Source organism: Microbacterium sp. 05T445, assembly GCF_056395865.1.
The window spans coordinates 828,514-847,090 of the sequence record NZ_JBFTKJ010000002.1 but is presented as its reverse complement, the minus strand read 5'-3'; the positions used below and the strand labels follow the sequence as shown (position 1 = coordinate 847,090).

At 71.1% G+C, this 18,577-nt stretch carries 15 protein-coding genes; 6 read left to right on the top strand and 9 right to left on the bottom strand.

Annotated elements, in window-relative coordinates; translation table 11 throughout:
- The first annotated feature begins 14 nt into the window (after positions 1–14).
- The 3 genes from dhaK to AC1DDU_RS13415 are packed head-to-tail and all read left to right on the top strand — an operon-like array spanning position 15 to position 2,399.
- Positions 15–1,007, top strand: coding sequence for a dihydroxyacetone kinase subunit DhaK (dhaK, locus tag AC1DDU_RS13425; RefSeq protein ID WP_477434882.1), 993 nt, complete (start codon positions 15–17; stop codon positions 1,005–1,007).
- Between the two features lie 19 nt (positions 1,008–1,026).
- On the top strand, positions 1,027–1,668 hold the full coding sequence (gene dhaL / locus AC1DDU_RS13420) for a dihydroxyacetone kinase subunit DhaL (protein ID WP_477434880.1): 642 nt from the start codon (positions 1,027–1,029) through the stop codon (positions 1,666–1,668).
- Entirely contained in the window at positions 1,665–2,399 is a 735-nt protein-coding gene (locus AC1DDU_RS13415) for an HPr family phosphocarrier protein (RefSeq protein WP_477434878.1), read from the top strand. Before dhaL ends, AC1DDU_RS13415 begins: the two co-directional genes overlap by 4 nt.
- Before the next feature lie 19 nt (positions 2,400–2,418).
- Here AC1DDU_RS13415 and dxr read toward each other — a convergent pair whose 3' ends face one another.
- A complete protein-coding gene (gene dxr / locus AC1DDU_RS13410) occupies positions 2,419–3,504 on the bottom strand; it encodes a 1-deoxy-D-xylulose-5-phosphate reductoisomerase (protein WP_477434876.1) in 1,086 nt (361 codons plus the stop codon).
- A 115-nt stretch (positions 3,505–3,619) separates the two neighbouring features.
- A complete protein-coding gene (locus AC1DDU_RS13405) occupies positions 3,620–4,558 on the bottom strand; it encodes an FKBP-type peptidyl-prolyl cis-trans isomerase (protein WP_477434874.1) in 939 nt (312 codons plus the stop codon).
- A 184-nt stretch (positions 4,559–4,742) separates the two neighbouring features.
- Here AC1DDU_RS13405 and AC1DDU_RS13400 point away from each other — a divergent pair, with 184 nt between their 5' ends.
- Positions 4,743–5,444, top strand: a complete 702-nt coding sequence (locus AC1DDU_RS13400; protein WP_477436827.1) for a lysophospholipid acyltransferase family protein — start codon at positions 4,743–4,745, stop codon at positions 5,442–5,444.
- 18 nt (positions 5,445–5,462) lie between these two features.
- On the opposite strand, the gene AC1DDU_RS13395 is transcribed toward AC1DDU_RS13400, so the two are convergent.
- Positions 5,463–5,942 carry an OsmC family protein gene (locus tag AC1DDU_RS13395; RefSeq protein WP_477434872.1) on the bottom strand — a complete coding sequence of 160 codons (480 nt, stop codon included), beginning with the start codon at positions 5,940–5,942 and terminating at the stop codon, positions 5,463–5,465.
- Between the two features lie 52 nt (positions 5,943–5,994).
- On the opposite strand from AC1DDU_RS13395, the gene AC1DDU_RS13390 reads away from it, so the two are divergent.
- Both AC1DDU_RS13390 and ald read left to right on the top strand, forming a co-directional pair.
- Positions 5,995–6,984: an asparaginase gene (locus AC1DDU_RS13390; protein ID WP_477434871.1), complete on the top strand. Its 990-nt coding sequence runs from the start codon at positions 5,995–5,997 to the stop codon at positions 6,982–6,984.
- A gap of 57 nt (positions 6,985–7,041) precedes the next feature.
- Positions 7,042–8,157, top strand: a complete 1,116-nt coding sequence (gene ald, locus AC1DDU_RS13385) for an alanine dehydrogenase (RefSeq protein WP_477434869.1) — start codon at positions 7,042–7,044, stop codon at positions 8,155–8,157.
- A 101-nt stretch (positions 8,158–8,258) separates the two neighbouring features.
- Here the strand turns inward: ald and AC1DDU_RS13380 are convergent, their stop codons facing one another.
- The 6 genes from AC1DDU_RS13380 to AC1DDU_RS13355 form a co-directional block, all read right to left on the bottom strand.
- Positions 8,259–9,824, bottom strand: coding sequence for an APC family permease (locus AC1DDU_RS13380; RefSeq protein ID WP_477434867.1), 1,566 nt, complete (start codon positions 9,822–9,824; stop codon positions 8,259–8,261).
- Positions 9,825–9,833: 9 nt separating this feature from the next.
- Complete coding sequence (locus tag AC1DDU_RS13375) at positions 9,834–12,704, bottom strand: FtsK/SpoIIIE domain-containing protein (RefSeq protein ID WP_477434865.1); 2,871 nt, start codon at positions 12,702–12,704, stop codon at positions 9,834–9,836.
- Between the two features lie 66 nt (positions 12,705–12,770).
- A complete protein-coding gene (locus AC1DDU_RS13370) occupies positions 12,771–13,571 on the bottom strand; it encodes a PP2C family protein-serine/threonine phosphatase (protein WP_477434863.1) in 801 nt (266 codons plus the stop codon).
- A gap of 48 nt (positions 13,572–13,619) precedes the next feature.
- Positions 13,620–15,689, bottom strand: coding sequence for an ABC transporter ATP-binding protein (locus AC1DDU_RS13365; protein ID WP_477434862.1), 2,070 nt, complete (start codon positions 15,687–15,689; stop codon positions 13,620–13,622).
- The gene (locus AC1DDU_RS13360; protein WP_477434861.1) at positions 15,686–17,419 is read right to left on the bottom strand and encodes an ABC transporter ATP-binding protein; all 1,734 of its coding nucleotides are present in this window, start codon (positions 17,417–17,419) and stop codon (positions 15,686–15,688) included. The genes AC1DDU_RS13365 and AC1DDU_RS13360 overlap by 4 nt, the downstream gene beginning before the upstream one ends.
- A gap of 136 nt (positions 17,420–17,555) precedes the next feature.
- Positions 17,556–18,539, bottom strand: a complete 984-nt coding sequence (locus tag AC1DDU_RS13355) for an aldo/keto reductase (protein ID WP_477434860.1) — start codon at positions 18,537–18,539, stop codon at positions 17,556–17,558.
- Positions 18,540–18,577: the final 38 nt, after the last annotated feature.

The following is an 18,577-nucleotide window of genomic DNA, read 5'->3' as shown; positions in this document are numbered from 1 at the left end:
AGAAGGAGCGTGACATGAAGAAGTTCATCAACGACCCGGCCGACGTGCTCGCCGAGTCCCTCCGCGGCGTCGCCGCCGCGCACCCCGAGCTGCGCGTCGACCACGACCATCGCGTGATCTACCGCGGCGTCCCGACGCGCGGCGGCAAGGTCGCCTTGATCTCGGGAGGCGGGTCGGGTCACGAGCCCCTTCACGGCGGCTTCGTCGGCATGGGGATGCTGGACGCGGCGTGCGCGGGAGAGGTCTTCACCTCGCCCACCCCCGACCAGATGCTCGCCGCGACCGTCGCCGTCGACTCCGGCGCGGGAGTGCTCCACATCGTGAAGAACTACACCGGCGACGTGCTCAACTTCGAGATGGCGGCCGAACTCGCCGCCGCCGAAGGGGTGCGGGTCGCGTCGGTCGTCGTCAACGACGATGTCGCCGTCGAGGACTCGACGTGGACCGCCGGCCGGCGAGGCGTCGGCACGACCGTCGTGCTCGAGAAGGTCGTCGGCGCCGCCGCCGAGGCCGGCTACGACCTCGACGCCGTCGTCGCCCTCGCCGAGAAGGTGAACGCGGCCGGACGGTCGATGGGCGTCGCCCTCACCAGCTGCACCGTGCCCGCGGCCGGCAAGCCGACGTTCGACCTGCCGGAGGACGAGATGGAGGTCGGCGTCGGCATCCACGGCGAGCCGGGCCGTCACCGCGTCCCGCTGGCCTCGGCGCACGAGGTCGCCAAGATGCTCGTCGACCCGATCCTCCACGACGACCCGTCCACCGGGCCCGCCATCGTGATGTTGAACGGTCTCGGCGGCACCCCGCTCATCGAGCTGTACCTGCTCTACGGCGAGGTGGCACCGCTCCTGGAGGCCGCCGGCGTCTCGATCGCGCGCTCGCTCGTGGGGAACTACATCACGAGTCTCGACATGGCGGGGGCCTCTCTCACGGTCGTCCGCGCCGACGCCGAGATCCTCGGGCTGTGGGATGCTCCCGTCAGTACTCCCGGCCTGCGCTGGGGCATCTGACAGAGAGGTCGACGACAGCATGAGCGACATCACCACCGCACTCCTGGCCGACTGGCTGCGTCGATTCGGCGCCCTCGTCACCGAGCACCAGACCGAGCTCACCGAGCTGGACTCCGTCATCGGCGATGCCGATCACGGCGCCAACATGGTGCGCGGCATGAACGCGGTCGTCGCCGCGCTCGACGGCGCGGAGCCCGGGGGCGTGGCCGATCTCACCAAGTCCGCGGGGATGACGCTCGTCACGAGCGTCGGAGGGGCGAGCGGTCCGCTCTACGGCACGTTCTTCCTCCGCTTCGGCATGAGCGCGGGCAACGCCCCCGCGCTGGACGCCTCCCAGCTCGGCGCCGCGCTGCGTGCGGGCCTGGACGGCATCGTGGCCCGCGGCAGGGCCGAGCTGGGCGACAAGACCATGGTCGACGCGCTCTCGCCCGCGGTGGACGCGTGGGACGAGGCGGTCGCGCGTGGCGAAACCGTCTCCGGCACGGCGGAGGCTGCGGCCACGGCCGCCGTGGCGGGCCGCGACGCCACCATCCCGCTGGTCGCACGCAAGGGCAGGGCGAGCTACCTCGGCGAGCGCAGCGCCGGTCACCTCGACCCCGGGGCGGCGTCCACGGCGCTGCTGTTCCGGGCGCTCGCCGACGCGCTGGACGGTCTCACATGATCGGGATCGTCGTGGTGTCGCACTCCCCCGCGCTCGCGATCGCCGCCGTGGACCTGGCGTCCGAGATGGCCGGCGACGCACCGCCCCGCATCCGCGTCGCCGCCGGGGCGGCAGGCGGGGCGACGGGGACGGATGCCGTCGCCATCGCCGCGGCGATCGACGAGGCGGCATCCCCCGACGGCGTGCTGGTGGTCACCGACCTCGGGTCGGCGATCCTGAGCGCGGAGATGTCGCTCGAGTTCCGTTCCTCGACGGTCCCGGTGCGGCTGAGCGCCGGACCGTTCGTCGAGGGGCTCATCGCCGCCGTGGTGAGCGCAGGCTCCGGCGCGTCGCTCGAGGACGTCGAGACCGAGGCCCGTGGCGCCCTGGAGGCCAAGCTCACGCATGTCGAGGGGGTGGCGGGCGCCGCCCCCGCCGCGCCCGAGCCCGCCTCGAACGATCCGGCGCCGCGCGGGACCGCGTCCTTCGAGGCCGTGCTGCGCAACCCTTCGGGCCTGCACGCGCGGCCGGCCGCCCTGTTCGTGAAGACGGTGGCCCGCCACGACGCGCGGGTGCAGGTACGCGATCTGGACACCGGGAAGGGCCCGGTGTCGGCGAAGAGCCTCGTCGCACTCATGGCGCTCGGTGTCGGTCAGGGCGCGCATGTGCGCATCGATGCCGAGGGGACGGATGCCGCAGCCGTGCTCGATGAGCTTCGCTCGCTGATCGACGACGGTTTCGGCGAGACGTGACGACGGCGCCGCCGGAGGTTCAGCCGCCGGCGGCGATCGCCTTGTCGGCCTTGCGTCGGGCCCACTGCTCGGCCTCGGCGAGCGCCTCGCGCGTGAGCGTATCGGGCGCGTCGTGCGCATCGACGACGCGCGCGATGGTGTCGACGATGCCGAGGAATCCGAGGCGGCCCTCGTGGAAGGCGTCCACGGCCTGCTCGTTGGCGGCGTTGAACACCGCGGGATAGGTGCCGCCGGCGCGGCCGACCTGCTTGGCGAGGTGCACCGCGGGGAAGGCCGCGTCGTCCAGCGGCTCGAAGGTCCAGGCTGTCGCGGTCGTCCAGTCGAGGGGACGCCCCACGCCCGCGACCCGGTTGGGCCAGTCCAGGCCGAGCGAGATCGGCAGCCGCATGTCGGGGGGCGACGCCTGCGCGATCGTCGACCCGTCGACGAACTCGACCATCGAATGCACGATCGACTGCGGGTGCACGACGACCTCGATCTCGGCATACGGGATGCCGAACAGCAGGTGCGCCTCGATCACCTCGAGGCCCTTGTTGACGAGGGTCGCCGAGTTCGTCGTGACGACGCGGCCCATGTCCCATGTCGGGTGTGCGAGCGCCTCGGCGGGCGTGACGTCGGCGAGCGACTCGCGGGTGCGACCGCGGAACGGACCGCCGGATGCCGTCAGCACGAGCAGGCGCACCTCCTCGTGCTCTCCGGAACGCAGCGCCTGGGCGATCGCGGAGTGCTCGGAGTCGACCGGGACGATCTGGCCGGGCTTCGCGAGCGCCGTCACCAGGTCGCCGCCGACGATCAGCGACTCCTTGTTCGCGAGCGCGAGCGTGCGCCCGGTCTCGAGCGCCGCGAGCGTCGGCCCGAGTCCGACCGACCCGGTGATGCCGTTGAGCACGACGTCGGCCTCGACGTCGCGCACCAGCTGCTCGGCCTCCACGGCGCCCAGCGCCGTGTTCTCGACGCCGAACTCGGCGGCCTGCGCCTCGAGCCCGGCGCGGTCGGAGCCGGCCGCGAGACCGACCACTTCGAACCGTCGCGGGTTGGCCCGCACGACGTCGAGGGCCTGCGTGCCGATGGAACCGGTGGAACCGAGGATGAGGACGCGCCGCATCCGGCCAGCCTATCGACGCACCGGTCGCACGGCGGTCGGTGAGGTCACCGACGATGCGTCCCGTACGCGCGCGACGGCCCGGCCCGCCAGGAGGCAGGCCGGGCCGTTCCGCGTATCAGGGGCGCGCGGTCTCGATGATCTCGACGACGAAGACCAGGGTCTCGCCCTTGAGGTCGGTCGCGTTGATCTCGCCCTCGCCGTAGCCACAGGCCGGCGGGATGACGACCATCACGGTCGAGCCGACCTTCTGGCCCTCGAGCGCGCGCTGGAAGCCGGTCACGACGCCGGTGGTCGCGAACGTCGCCGGCTGGCCCTTCTCCCAGCTGGAGTCGAACACCGAGCCGTCGCTCCACTTGACGCCGGTGTAGTTCACGGTCACGTTGTCGCCGCTCTGGACGACGTCGCCGTCGCCCTCCTTCAGCACCTCGAGCTGCACGTCAGCGGGCGGGTTCGCCGCCGGCACCGTGATCGTCGGCGCGCCGTCGTCGCCGAAGGTCGCGGTCGGGAACTCGTCGCCCGGCTCGGTGACGGCGCACCAGTCGGCGGCCGGGATGACGTCCATCACGTCGATCACGTACACGTACGGTCCGCCGTTGCTGGCCGGCACGGTCATCACGATGCGCGAGCCCTCCGTGGCGCAGCCGAAGAACGAGTCCGCGCCGGAGCCGACCGTGATGGCCTGCGGCGGGACCGCGGTGCCGTCGTAGCCGACCTCCTGGCCGAGCTCGCCGGTGGTGGCGTCGTAGACGGCGAGCGCGAACGACACGTAGTCGCCCTCGGAGATCGCAGGGCCGTCGCCCTCGACGGCGACGGTGCGCTCGGCGCTGTTCACGGTGAGGGGCGCTGCGAACTCGACGGTCGGCGACTGGCCGACCTCGCCCGAGACCTTGATCGACGTCACGACGTCGCCGCTGGGAGCGGCGGACGAGCAGAGGTCGGCGCTCGTCGAGGTGGGCGTCGGCGTGGCGCCGCCGTCAGCGGAACCGGAGCAGCCGGCCAGAAGGAGCACCGACAGCGCGGCGACGGACAGGGCGGCGAGCGGGCGAATGCGCACGGAACAACCTCGAGTCGTGGGAAGGGAACCCCCATCCTTTCGCACATTTCCTCTGATCGCGCTGAGAATGGCCATGCCGATACCGGAATGCAACCGGGAGTACCCTCGATAGGTGACTTCCGACCTCGTGCCCGGCGCCGACGAGAACGTAGAAGCGCAGGAGCCCACGGCGCCCGCACGGCGGATGGGGCTCACCTACGCGGTCGGTCGCTCGATCATCACGCCGCTGGCCCGGCTGATCTACCGCCCGCACATCGAGGGCAAGGCGAACGTCCCGAAGACGGGGCCGGTCATCTTCGCGAGCAACCACCTGTCGTTCATCGACTCGATCGCGATCCCCGTCGCCGCGCCCCGGCCGGTGCACTTCCTCGCGAAGTCGAGCTACTTCGAGAAGCCGGCGTCCCGCTGGTTCTTCACGGCGATCGGCGCGATCCCGGTGCAGCGCGGTGCGGGCCAGGCCGCCCTCGACGCGCTCGACCAGCAGCGCGCGCTGCTGGAGGAGGGAAGCGCCGTCGCGCTGTACCCCGAGGGCACCCGGTCGCTGGACGGCCGTCTCTACAAGGGACGCACCGGGGTCGCGTTCCTCGCGCTGCAGACCGGCGCGCCGGTCGTCCCGGTCGGACTCATCGGCACCGACGACGTGATGCCGGTCGGCGCGAGGATGCCGTCGCTGAAGCACCGCATCACCGTGAAGTTCGGCGAGCCGCTGGATCTCGCCCACCACGGCCCCGCATCGTCGGGCAAGGCGCGCCGACTCGCCACCGACGAGATCATGGCGGCGATCCACGCCCTGTCGGGCCAGGAGCTCGCGAACGCCTACAACGAGGTCCCTGCGCAGAACACCATCGAGCGCATCAAGCAGGTGCTCCCCCACGAGCGCCGCTGACGCGGGCCGCGCCGAGGCTCAGACCGCAGCGGCGACCACGATCGTCGGCTCGTGCCGGACCGGGAAGTTCACCGAGTTCGCGATGAAGCACCACTCGTGCGCCTGCGCGTGCGCGGCGGTGGCGGCATCCGTCATCGACGCGTCCGCGACGGTCACTCGCGGCCGCAGCACCACCTCACGGAACGCACCGCCGCCGCGGCCGTCCTCGACCATGAGTCCGGTCGCCTCGTCCTCGTAGCCGGTGACGACCACGCCCGCCTGCACGCAGGCGTGCAGGTACGACAGGAGGTGGCATTCGCTGAGGGCGGCCAGCAGCATGTCCTCGGGGTTCCAGCGCGACGGATCGCCGCGGAACGGCTTGTCGGACGAGGCCAGGAGGGCCGGCTTCCCGTCGATCTCGAGCGTGACGGCCCGGTCGTAATCGCGGTAGCCCGAGGTGCCGGTGCCGCGGTCACCGGTCCACGTCGTCCGGACGGAGTATCGATGCTCGCCCCACATGAGCACAGTCTGTCATGCGGGCGGTACCCGGCCGCAGAGGTAGGCTTGCCGGGTGCCGCAGACCTTCGCCGCAGCCGACGCCGTCGAGCTCGCCGTCGTCGAACGCAGCGGTTTCGTCGAGTCGCGCCACACCGGCATCGCCATCGTCCTGGCAGCCGACGGGACGGTCGCGCAGAAGCTGGGCGACCCGACGTCGCTCATCCTGCCGCGGTCGAGTCTGAAGCCGCTGCAGGCGCTCGCCTGCCTCTCCGCCGGCACACCACTCGAGGGTGAGCAGCTCGGTCTGGCCACTGCGAGCCACTCGGGCACGGACCGGCACGTGGCGGTGGTGCGCAGCATCCTCGCAGCGGGAGAGATCAGCGAAGAGGCGCTGGGGTGTCCGGCGGCCTGGCCGGGAGACACCGCGACGCGCGACGAACTGGTCCGCGAGCTCGGTCAGCCCGAGCGCATCCGCATGAACTGCTCCGGCAAGCACGCCACCATGCTCCTCGCGAGCGTCGTGAACGGATGGGATCCGGCCGGCTACCTCTCCCCCGAGCACCCGGTGCAGATGCTCGTGCGCGACGTCGTCGAGCGCCTGATCGGCGAGAAGGTGTCGGCGACCGCCGTGGACGGCTGCGGCGCCCCCGTGTACGCGATGACCCTCTTCGGCCTCGCCCGCGCGATCCACCGGATCGGGAACTCGTCGACGACGTCGCCGTTCGCCCTGCACCGCAGCGCCGGTGCGCTCGTGGAGGCCGTCCGCGCGAACCCCTGGACGATCGACGGCCCCGGCCGCCCCGACACCATCGCGATCGAGCGGCTCGGCGTGTTCGCCAAGACCGGCGCCGAAGGCGTCCTCGTGATGGTCGCCCCCGACGGCACGACCGTCGCCCTCAAGATGCTCGACGGCAGCGGGCGTGCCGCCACCGCCGTCGCCCTGCGACTGCTCGAGCGCCACGGCGCGCTCGCTGCCACCGACGTCGCAGACACCATGTCGAGGCTTCCGCTGGCCGTCACCGGCGGCGGACAGGATGTCGGAGTCATCCGCCCGGCTTTCTAGACGTGCTCCTGCTGGGAGCCAGATACGCTCCAACGGCGGAGCGGAAAGGATCACGCGATGAGGATCAGCGTCCCCACCGAGGTCAAGAACAACGAGTATCGGGTCGCGCTCACGCCCGCCGGCGTGCACGACCTGGTGGCTTCCGGTCATGAGGTGTTCGTGCAGCGCGGCGCGGGCGAGGGATCGTCCATGCCGGATGCCGAGTACGAGGCGGCCGGCGCGGTGCTGCTCGACGATGCCGCCGAGGTGTGGGCACGGGCCGAGCTGCTGCTGAAGGTCAAGGAGCCGATCGCGAGCGAGTACGGGTACTTCCGCGACGACCTCGTGCTGTTCACCTATCTGCACCTGGCCGCGGACCGACCGCTCACCGACCGGCTCGTCGCCGACGGGGTGACCGCGATCGCCTACGAGACCGTGCAGCTGCCGGGCGGGGGCCTTCCGCTGCTCGCTCCGATGAGCGAGGTCGCGGGCCGGCTCGCCCCGATCGTCGGCGCCTCGACGCTGATGCGCTCCGCCGGCGGGCTGGGTCTGCTCATGTCGGGCGTGCCCGGCACACGGCAGGCCGTCGTCACCGTGATCGGCGGCGGCGTCGCCGGGGCCAACTCCGCCTACATCGCGGCCGGGATGGGCGCGGACGTCACCATCTTCGACACGAACATCCAGCGGCTGCGCTTCCTCGACGACCACTTCCAGGGTCGCGTCAAGACGGCGGCGTCCAACCCGCTCGATCTGGACCGGGCCGTGGTCGCCTCGGATCTCGTGATCGGCTCCGTGCTGATCCCGGGCGCCAAGGCGCCCAAGCTCGTCACGAACGACATGGTCTCGCGCATGCGCCCGGGCTCGGTGCTCGTCGACATCGCCGTCGACCAGGGCGGCTGCTTCGAGGACACGCACCCGACCACGCACGCCGACCCGACCTTCCCGGTGCACGGCAGCATCTTCTACTGCGTCGCGAACATGCCCGGCGCCGTGCCGAACACGTCGACGTCGGCCCTGACCAACGCGACGCTGCCCTACATCCGCCAGATCGCCCGTCGCGGGTGGCAGGAGGCGCTGCGCGCCGACGCAGCTTTGGCCGCCGGCCTGAACACCGTCGGCGGCCGCGTGGTCAACGAGGGCGTCGCGACGGCGCACGGCCTCGAGGCGGCCCCGCTGGACGCCGCGCTGGTCTGATCCGTCGCCCCGGCAGCGCCGGACACGCGAAAGCCCCGGACTCGAAGGAGTCCGGGGCTTTCGGCATCCGGTCGCCGCTCGCGCGGCCCGTCGCAGCGGTCTCAGACCAGGCCGCCGTCGATCGAGCGGGTGAAGTCGGCGGGGTCCTCCGGCACCAGGACGGGTGTGTCGCGGTTCAGGCTCTCGCCGCGGAAGAACGGCTTGGCGCCGGGGAACGCGAACCAGATCAGCATCAGCACGACGCCGAGGGCGAGCGATCCGATGCCCATGACGAACGTGCCGCCGATGCCGAAGAGCACGGTGTACCCGTAGTCGACGTCCCACATGTCGATCGCGGACTGGATGAACGCGTAGGTCAGCATCAGGGCGCCCAGCAGCGGCAGCAGACCCTTGTAGAAGAAGGCCCGCACCGACGTGAAGAGGTCCTTGCGGAAGTACCAGACGCACGCGAATCCGGTGATGGCGTAGTAGAACGCGATCGCGAGGCCCAGCGAGAGGATCGAGTCCTGCAGGATGTTGTCGCTGATCAGCGTCATGCCCACGTAGTAGACGCTCGCGACGATGCCCATCACGATCGTGGAGAACGACGGCGTCTTGTACTGCGGGTGTACGGTCATGAAGCGACGCGGCAGGGCGCGGTAGGCCGCCATCGCGAGGGTGCCGCGCGCGGTCGGCAGGATGGTGGTCTGCGTCGACGAGACCGCCGAGATGAGGACTGCCACGACCAGCACCCAGCCGAACGGGCCGAGCAGGCCGTCCTTGATGGCGAGGAAGAAGTCGTCGGCATTGGCCTCGTTGCCCAGGCCCGTGCCCGACTCCCCCAGCCCTGCGTACATCATGGCCGCGATCGTGACGCCGACGTAGGTCACCAGCAGGATGATCGTGGTCAGGAGCGCGGCGAGGCCCGGGATGCGCTTGGGGTCCTTGGTCTCCTCGTTCAGCGCCAGGCAGGTGTCCCAGCCCCAGTAGATGAACAGCGCCAGCAACGCCGCCTCGACGAAGCTGCTCCAGTCGGTGAGTCCCGCGGGGTTGAGCCACGACCAGTCGAAGGGCGTGGGGTCGGGGGCGGTGCCGTCGAAGAACTGCCACAGCGCCGCCACCACGAAGATCACCAGGGCGAGGTACTGGATGCCGAGCAGCACGTTCTGGATGCGCTCGCCGATCTCGACACCACGCCAGCTGACCCACGTCATCGCGATGATGAAGACGACGCCGGTGGCGGTGACGAGCGGGACGTTGTCGGAGAGCAGTGCGTCCTGCGGGCTTCCGACGATGCCGTCCACCAGGGCCCACAGGTAGATGCCGCCGATCTGGGCGAGATTGGCGAGCACGACCATGCCGGCCACCGCGACGCCCCAGCCGCCCATCCAGCCGACCCAGGGACCGAACGCCTTGGTGCCCCACGTGAAGGTGGTGCCGCAGTCGGGGATCTCGTTGTTGAGCTCGCGGTACGCGAAAGCGATGAAGAGCATCGGGATGAACGCGAGCACGAACACCACGGGCGCCTGCGCACCGACGGCGAGCACGACGAAGCCGAGTGTCGCCACCAGCGAGTAGACCGGAGCGGTGGATGCCAGGCCGATGACGGTGGACCCCCACAGCCCGAGCGTGCCCGCGGCGAGTCCTTTGCCCTCGGGGCGTTGCAGGTCGATCGGGGATGTAGCCACAGAGTGACGCTATGGCGTGCGGGAGGGGTCGGTCAACGCAGTGTCCTGACGATCCGCCTGGACATCGGCGGGCGGGAGGACGATGCGGACGGGATCGGCGCCGGCCGATACGAGCCACGCGCGCCCACCTGCGGGATCGCAGTACGGCGGCGTCGTGTGCACACCGCCGAGCACGCGCAGCTCTGCGGCGCAGGCAGCGTCCACGACGAGATCATGATCGCCGCGCACGTCGGCGAGGAGCCGCCAGTGGCGCTGCCAGTCGTCGGGTTCGCCCACGACCACGACCCGCGCGGTGGCGGCCGCGGCAGGGTCGGCCGCGTACGCGTCGACGCCCAGCACGCACGCACCCGCGCTCTCCCAGCAGGCGACGGCTGCACGCATCGCCGGAGAACGGCGCGCGATGAGACCCGTCAGCCGCGAGCCGGGCAGGAACGGTTCGGCTGCCACGGGTTGGGGCCGCGGTGCGGGCGTCGTCAGCGCCACCTGCACGGCGCGTCCCTCGAGCCGCCCGCGCCCGGGAGGCGCGGCCGGATCGAACCAGGACGGATCGCCCCCGGCGGCCGCATGGTCCAGGCGCGCGGCGTACGGCAGCACGAGCCTGCGCGGGAAGAGCTCGGCGAGCCGCGCGACCGCGCCGGTCATGCGGTGGGCCCCGGCGACCACGAGTACGCCGGCCGCGCCGGCACGCCGTACGAACCCCTCGATCCGTTCCAGGAGCTCCTGCGCGTACGCCGGCGGAAAGCGCAGTGCGATGCCGTCCAGATCGTCCACGACGACCGTCGCACCGCGAGGAGGGAGGTGATCGTGCACCGCGGCCACGGCATCCCACAGGCCTTCAGGATCGACGGGCAGCCGCACGAGCCCGCCGGAGGACTGGGCGGCGACCAGGTCGATCGCATTCGACACCCCCGAGCCGGGACCCCCCAGCACCAGGAGCGCCCGATCGGCCCCCGACGTCCACACCACCGGCTGCCGTTGCCGCTCGGGCTCATCCGAGAGCCCGATCAGCACGGCACCCTGCGGCAGGACCGCCGACTCGCCGGCCGCGCGTACCGCGAGCTCGTCCACCGTCAGGTGCCGCGGCAATTCGGGAAGCCACGGCCGCTCGGGCTCCGCGTGGCCGATGCGCATCGCCGCCGCCGCGACGTCGTCCGGGCCCGACAGGGCGATCCGCACCTGCTGCGGCAGCGCGTCGCCGGCGCGACGGACGAAGGCGTGCCCGCGTCCCGCGAGTCCCCCGGGAAGCCCGGCAGCGTCGTCGGCCCCCAGCAGCGCGCGGCTGTCGGCGGCATCCGTCACGCGAAGACTCACCCGCAGCGGGCAGTTCGCCAGCAGGTTCTCGCGGATCACGCCCAACGCTCGCTGCGTGCCCAGGACCAGGTGGATGCCGAGCGCCCGGCCGCGTGCGGCGATGTCGGCGAACAGCGCGTGCAGCTCCGGGTGGTCGGCGAGGAGCGCAGCGAACTCGTCGACCACCACCACGAGCCGCGGCAGCCGCACGCGGGGATCGAGGATATCGCGCGCGCCTGCCGCCGCGATCGTGGCTTCGCGGCGCCGCAGCTCGGCGCGGAGGCTCTCGATGGCGCGACGGGCACCCGAGCCGTCGAGGTCGGTGATCACCCCGGTCACGTGGGGAACGCCCGCGAGCGGGTCGAACGCGGTGCCGCCCTTGAAGTCGGCGAGGAGGAACGTCACCTCGTCCGTCGAGCGGGTCGCGCACAGCGCGAGGATCCAGGTCACCAGCAGCTCGCTCTTGCCCGATCCCGTCACGCCGGCGACGACGGCGTGCGGACCGTCGGTGACGAGATCGACGACCACGGGCTCCGCGCCGGCGAGGCCGATCACCGCCGGAAGCGCTCCGCGGTCGCCGCGCGGAGCCTCGACGAGCAGCGGAGCGAGCAGGATCGGCCCGGTGTCGCCGCGGGTCATGCCGAGGCTCTGCTCGGCTCGCGCCGCGAGACCCGCGGCGATCTCGTCGGCCTGCGCCCGCCCCACCGCCTCCGCCCGCACCTCGCACGTCTCCCCGCCGAACTGCAGACGGGCGGCGTCGGGTGCGGAGACGACGAGCACCGCCTGACAGCGCGGCGGAGGCGGATCGTCCGGGAGACAGCGGGCGATCACCAGCTCGGCATGGGCGGGCACCACGTCGCCTGGACCGGGGAGGGCGAGCGCCAGGCCCGACCGCGCATCGCGATGCGGGAGCGCGGAGGTCCACTCCGTGCCCGCGGCGAACGGTCCGACGAGACGCAGATCGCCCGGCGGCAGCGCCAGGCACAGCTGAAGCACGAGCGCGCGCTGCACGGCCGACGCCACGATCTCGTTCCCCACGACCGCGAGACCCGCCGTGAGCGGCACCGTCACCGGCACCCCGCCCACCCGCGAGGCACGGCGACGCAGGTCGGCGGCATCCGGATCGCCTTCTCCTCCGGTCACCCGCACCGTGCTCGCCCCCTCGCCCTCTCCGACGACGATCGACACCACACGTCCACCGCGCCAGATCTCGCCCCCGGACGCGACGAAGCGGATGACATCGGGATGCCGGGACCACAACCGCGATCGCTCGGCGCGGTGCCGTGCGTCCACCTGCGCGGCGACGGCGTCGCGTGCTCGTGCGGCCTCGGTCGCGGCGCGACGCCCGTCGCGCCGCGCCGCGCGTCGCGCGTCCAGCATCGTCGCCGCCGCGATCAGCGGGCCGAGGAGGGCGAACCACAGCGAGAAGAGCGATCCGGTCACCAGCCACAGCCCCACTGCGCCGACGACGGGGACGACCGCGGCGATGATGGGCAGGGGTGGGCGAGCGGGCGGCGTCCAGGCCGGGGGCAGCGTCAGCGGCTCGTCGTCGAAAGCGACATCGAGCGGCGAAGGAGCGGTCGGGCGCATGCGCCCAGTCCACCGCGAGGGGAAGCGGCGCGGTCGGTGACCGCGTGGATCCGGGGAGCGCTCGGGTCAGTCGGCGACTGTGGAGGAGTCGTCGTCCGCCGATGGGACGTGGACGTCCAGCACCACGATCGTGATGTTGTCGCGTCCGCCGTTCTCGAGCGCGGCCTCGAGCATCGCCGCGACGGCATCAGCCGGGTCGGCGTTCTCTTCCAGGAAGTGACGGATGCCGTAGTCCGTGAGTTCCTTCGTGAGCCCGTCGGAGCAGATCACGAAGCGGTCGCCGTCGACGACGTCGAGCCGCACGTAATCGGGGGTGACGCCGTCGCTCGGACCGACGGCGCGGGTGATCACGTTGCCGTACGGGTGGTTCTCGGCCTCTTCGGGGCTCAGCCGTCCTGCGGCCACGAGCTCCTGCACGACCGAGTGATCGGTGGTGATCTGCACGATCGCCCCGTCGCGCACCAGGTACACCCGCGAGTCGCCGATGTTCAGCGTCACCCAGTGCGGGGCCTCCCCCGCGGTGTCGAGGAATACGCCGGTCACCGTGGTGCCGGTGCCGTCGTCGGTGGCCTCCGGGTGCGACGCGATGTCTTTGACGGCGCGCGCGAGGGCCTTCTCGATCGTCTTCGGGTTGACCGTGCCGCTGTCGGCGACCGCACGCAGGCGTTCGATCGCGCTCGCGCTGGCGATCTCACCGCCGACGTGACCGCCCATCCCGTCCGCGACGACGAACAGCGGGTACGCGGCGAACACGGCGTCCTGATTGACCTCGCGGCGCCGTCCGGTGTCGGTGGCGGCGGCCCATGAGAGGTCGAGCACGCCCCCGGGGACCGGGACCGTCAGCGACTGGGTGGATACCTCGGGCACGCCCTGTCCTCCCCATCGCAGCCGTGGGAGCCCGTCGCCCCCGCGTCATCACATACTAGTGGGTTCGTCCGCCCCGTCCTCCGACTCGGCGAGCGCTTCGACGACGATCTGCGCCGTCGTCGGCGGCGGCGCGAGCGGCACGACGGGCACCGAGACGGTCTCCTCGTCCTCGATCGCGCCCTCGAACTGCGCGTTGTAGAGGCGCCAGTAGGCGCCCTTCGCGGCGAGCAGCTCGGTGTGCGAGCCCTGCTCCACGATCGACCCGTTCTCCATCACCAGGATGAGATCGGCATCCCGGATCGTCGACAGGCGATGGGCGATCACGAAGGCGGTCCGGTCCTCGCGCAGTCGCGACATCGCCCGCTGGATCAGCAGCTCGGTGCGCGTGTCCACCGATGAGGTCGCCTCGTCGAGGATGAGGATGCGCGGGTCGGCCAGGAATGCGCGCGCGATCGTCACGAGCTGCCGCTCGCCGACGCTGAGGTTCGTCGCCTCGTCGTCGAGCATGGTGTCGTAGCCGTCGGGCAGTGCGTGGACGAAGCGGTCGACGTAGGCGGCGGTGGCCGCAGCCACCAGCTCCTCCTCGGTGGCGTCCGGGCGTCCGTACGCGATGTTCTCGCGGATCGTCCCCGCGAACAGCCACGTGTCCTGCAGCACCATGCCGGTGCGCGCACGCAGGTCGTCCCGGGTCATGTGCAGCGTGTCGACGCCGTCGAGCGTGATGCGCCCCGAGTCGACGTCGTAGAACCTCATGATGAGGTTCACCAGAGTGGTCTTGCCCGCACCGGTCGGACCGACGATCGCCACGGTGCTGCCCGTGCGCGCCGCGAGGGTGAGCCCCTCGATGAGCGGCTTGTCCTCGGCGTAGCGGAACGAGACGTCCTCGAACTCCAGCCGGCTCGCCGTGTCGGGCGCCGTCTGGGCCGGGTCGTCGTCGGGTGTCTGCTCCTCCTCGTCGAGCAGCTCGAACACGCGCTCGGCACTGGCGACGCCGGACTGGAGCAGGTTCGCCATCGATCCGAGCTGGCTGAGGGGCTGGGTGAACTGCCGCGAGTACTGGATGAACGCCTGCACGTCGCCGATCGACATCAGTCCCGCGGCGACCTGCAGGCCGCCGACCACCGCGATGCCGACGTAGACCAGGTTTCCGACGAACATCATCGACGGCATGATCACGCCCGAGAGGAACTGCGCCCCGAAGCTCGCGCGGTACAGCTCCTGGTTCTCGGCGAGGAAGTCGGCTTCGACCTCCTTCTGGTGGCCGAAGACCTTCACGATCGAGTGTCCGGAGAAGGTCTCCTCCACGCGGGCGTTGAGCACGCCGGTCGACTTCCACTGCTGCACGAACAGCTTCTGCGAGCGCCGCGCCACCAGCACGGTGATGACGATCGTGAGCGGGATGGTGACCAGCGCGATCACCGCCAGCAGCGGCGAGATGATGAACATCATCGTGAGCACGCCGATCACCGTCAGCAGTGAGATGACCACCTGCGACAGTGTCTGCTGCATCGTCTGGCCGATGTTGTCGACGTCGTTCGTGACACGGCTGAGCAGCTCGCCGCGCTGCACCCGATCGAAGTACGACAGCGGGAGCCGCTGCACCTTGTCCTCGACCTGCAGGCGCAGCCGGTGCATCGCCCGCTGCACCACGCCGTTCAGGATGCGTGCCTGCAGCCACCCGAAGATGCTCGCGAACACGTACACCGCGAGCACCATCGCGAGGATGCGCGCGAGCTGCTCGAAGTCGATGCCGGCCCCGGGGACGAAGTCCATCGCGCCGATCATGTTCGCCTGATCCTGGTTGCCGGAGGCCACCAGCTGGTCGATCACCTGCTGCTTGGTCACGCCCGCCGGCATCTGCAGCGAGATGAACCCCGCGAACACGACGTTGGTGCCCTCGCCGAGCAGCTTCGGCCCGATCACCGAGAGCGTGACCGACAGGATGCTGAACACCAGCACGACGATCAGCTGCGGTGTGTCGGAGCGCAGCGTGCCGAGCAGCCGCCTCGCGCTCGGCCCGAAGTTCTTGGCCTTCTCGCCGCCGGCGACCTGGCCCATCGGGCCGCGCTGCATGGGCATCCGGCGCTGCGTCTGAGCTCCCGCCCGTTCGCCGCTCATGCTGCCGCCTCCGCCGCGAGCTGGGATTCGACGATCTCCCGATACGTCTCGCAGGTTTCCACGAGCTCGTCATGCGCGCCGATGCCGACGATGCGCCCGTGGTCGAGCACGACGATCTGGTCGGCGTGCTGGATCGTCGAGACGCGCTGCGCCACGACCAGCCGGGTCGCATCGGGCAGGTGGGTGTCCAGCGCCCGCCGGAGCGCGGCATCCGTTCTCAGATCCAGCGCCGAGAACGAGTCGTCGAAGATGTAGACCTCGGGGCGTTTCACGAGCGCGCGGGCGATCGCGAGCCGCTGTCGCTGGCCGCCCGAGACGTTGGTGCCGCCCTGAGCGATCTGCGCCTGGAGGCCGTCGGCCATGCTGCGGACGAAGTCGGCCGCCTGGGCGAGCTCCAACGCGGTCCACAGCTGCTCGTCGGTGGCCTCGGCGTCGCCGTAGCGCAGGTTCGAGGCGATCGAGCCGGAGAACAGGAAAGCCCGCTGCGGCACGAGGCCGACGCGCGTCCACAGCTCATCGGGGTCGTACTCCCGCACGTCGACGCCGTCGATGCGGACGCTCCCGCCCGTCACGTCGAACAGGCGGGGCACGAGGCTCACCATCGTGGTCTTGCCCGAGCCCGTCGAGCCGATCACCGCCGTCGTCGTGCCCGGCTCCACGGTGAAGGTGAGGTCGTGCAGCACGGCGTCCTCGGCGCCCGGGTAGGCGAAGTCGACGTGATCGAACTCGATGCGGCCCAGCGGAGCGGGAGCGGATGCCGCCACCGCGGGCGCCGCCACCGACGGCTCGGTCTCGAGCACCTCGCCGATGCGGTTCGCGCACACCGCGGCGCGCGGGATCATGACGAACATGAACGTCGCCATCATCACGCCCATGAGGATCTGCATCAGGTAGGTGAGGAAGGCGAACAGCGTGCCGATCTGCACCCCGTTGTCCTGCACTTGGAACGCGCCGAACCAGATGACCGCGACGCTCGACAGGTTCATGACGAGCATCACGGCGGGGAACATCAGCGCCATCAGGTTGCCCGCGCGCAGGGCCGTCTGCTTGACGTCGTCGCTGGCCGCCTCGAACCGCGCGCGCTCCTCGCGCTCCCGCACGAACGCGCGCACCACGCGGATGCCGCTGAGCTGCTCCCGCATGATCTGGTTGACCCGGTCGATGCGCTTCTGCATCTGCGTGAAGGCGGGCACCATGCGCCACACGATGAGGCCGACGATGATCAGCAGTACCGGGATCGCCACCGCCATCAGCCACGACAGGCCGACGTCCTGGCTGATCGCCATGATGACGCCGCCGATGGCGAGCATGGGCGCCGAGATCATGAGCGTCGCCGACACCTGCACCAGCATCTGCACCTGCTGCACGTCGTTGGTGTTGCGGGTGATGAGCGACGGCGCGCCGAACTGGCCGACCTCGCGCTGCGAGAACGCGACGACGCGGTGGAACAGGTCGCCGCGGAGGTCGCGGCCCATCCCCATGGCCAGGCGCGAGCCGAAGTAGACCGCGATGATCGCGCACACCACCTGGACCAGGCTCACGATCAACATCACGCCGCCGGTGGACCAGATGTACGGGATGTCGCCGGTGACGACGCCGTTGTCGATGATGTCGGCGTTCAGCGTCGGCAGCCACAGCGATGCGATCGACTGCGCGAGCTGGAAGACGACCACGGCCAGGATCAGCGGCCAGGCGGGACTGAGGTAGCGCACCAGGAGCTTTCCGAGCACGGGGGTCCTTTCCTTCGCGCGGGGCGCCCGCTCTCGCGGACCGCGCACGGAAAGTGACGCTACGCCTGCCCGCGCCCCGCGCACAGTCCGACACGTACGCCCTCGGCGAACTCCCGACGGACGGGGCCGGCGGGCCTCAGGCGGCGGCCTCAGGCGGCGGGAACAGCCCGTCGATGACGTCGAGGTCGGCAGCGGTGGGCGTCCATGCGGTGGCCGCCGCCGCGTTGGCCCGCACCTGCTCCGGCGTGGTTGCGCCGGCGATCACGCTCGACAGCGCAGGGCGCGACAGCAGCCATCCGAACGTCGCCTCGAGCATCGTGATGCCGCGCTCGTCGCAGAAGGCCTGGTACGCCTCGAGCGCGTCCCACGGGGCGTCGTCGTAGATGTGCCTGCGCTGCCGGATGATGCGGGTGTCGGCGGGGGCGGCATCCCTCGTGAACTTGCCGGTGAGCAGCCCGTTGTGCAGCGGGAAGTACGGGAAGAACCCGAGTCCGTAGCGCTCGACCGCGCGCAGCACGTTGCGTTCGGCATCCCGCGACAACAGGCTGTACTGGTTCTGCGCCGACACGTACGGGACGCCGTGGCGCATCAGGGCAGTGAAGTGCGCCTCCGCGATCTGCCAGCCCGAGAAGTTCGAGTGGCCGATGTAGCGCACCTTGCCCTCGCGCACGAGGTCGCCGAGCGCGTCGAGGGTCTCCTCCATCGGGGTGTCGTTGTCGGGCACGTGCAGCTGGTACAGATCGATCCAGTCGGTCTGCAGCCGGGTGAGGGATGCCTCCACCGCGCGTCGCACGTAGGAGCGGGACGCCTTCGCCCCCGACGGCGGGTAGCCCATGTCGCGTCCCGGGTGCCCGAATTTGGTGGCGAGGATCACCTGGTCGCGGCGCCCCCGGAGCGCCTGACCCATGAGGGTCTCGGACTGGCCGGGCTCGCCGCCGTACATGTCGGCGGTGTCGAGGAAGGTCACCCCCGCCTCGATCGCCGCGTCCAGCACCTCGCGGGTGCCCTCCAGGGTCTCGGTGCGCGTGCCCTCTCGTCCGAAGTTGTTGCAGCCGAGGCCGACGGCGGAGACGAGGAGGCCGGACGCGCCCACGCGGCGCAGCGGAACGGTCGAAGTCATGCCTTTACGTTAGCCGCGACGGCTGCCTGCTCCGCGCA

What these genes read in the sequence shown, in the direction of transcription:
- AC1DDU_RS13365 (WP_477434862.1), bottom strand. Translation starts at nt 15,689, where the DNA reads ATGAGCGGCGAACGGGCGGGAGCTCAGACGCAGCGCCGGATGCCCATG.
- AC1DDU_RS13400 (WP_477436827.1), top strand. Translation starts at nt 4,743, where the DNA reads ATGGGGCTCACCTACGCGGTCGGTCGCTCGATCATCACGCCGCTGGCC.
- dhaL (WP_477434880.1), top strand. Translation starts at nt 1,027, where the DNA reads ATGAGCGACATCACCACCGCACTCCTGGCCGACTGGCTGCGTCGATTC.
- AC1DDU_RS13375 (WP_477434865.1), bottom strand. Translation starts at nt 12,704, where the DNA reads ATGCGCCCGACCGCTCCTTCGCCGCTCGATGTCGCTTTCGACGACGAG.
- ald (WP_477434869.1), top strand. Translation starts at nt 7,042, where the DNA reads ATGAGGATCAGCGTCCCCACCGAGGTCAAGAACAACGAGTATCGGGTC.
- AC1DDU_RS13415 (WP_477434878.1), top strand. Translation starts at nt 1,665, where the DNA reads ATGATCGGGATCGTCGTGGTGTCGCACTCCCCCGCGCTCGCGATCGCC.
- AC1DDU_RS13395 (WP_477434872.1), bottom strand. Translation starts at nt 5,942, where the DNA reads ATGTGGGGCGAGCATCGATACTCCGTCCGGACGACGTGGACCGGTGAC.
- dxr (WP_477434876.1), bottom strand. Translation starts at nt 3,504, where the DNA reads ATGCGGCGCGTCCTCATCCTCGGTTCCACCGGTTCCATCGGCACGCAG.
- AC1DDU_RS13355 (WP_477434860.1), bottom strand. Translation starts at nt 18,539, where the DNA reads ATGACTTCGACCGTTCCGCTGCGCCGCGTGGGCGCGTCCGGCCTCCTC.
- dhaK (WP_477434882.1), top strand. Translation starts at nt 15, where the DNA reads ATGAAGAAGTTCATCAACGACCCGGCCGACGTGCTCGCCGAGTCCCTC.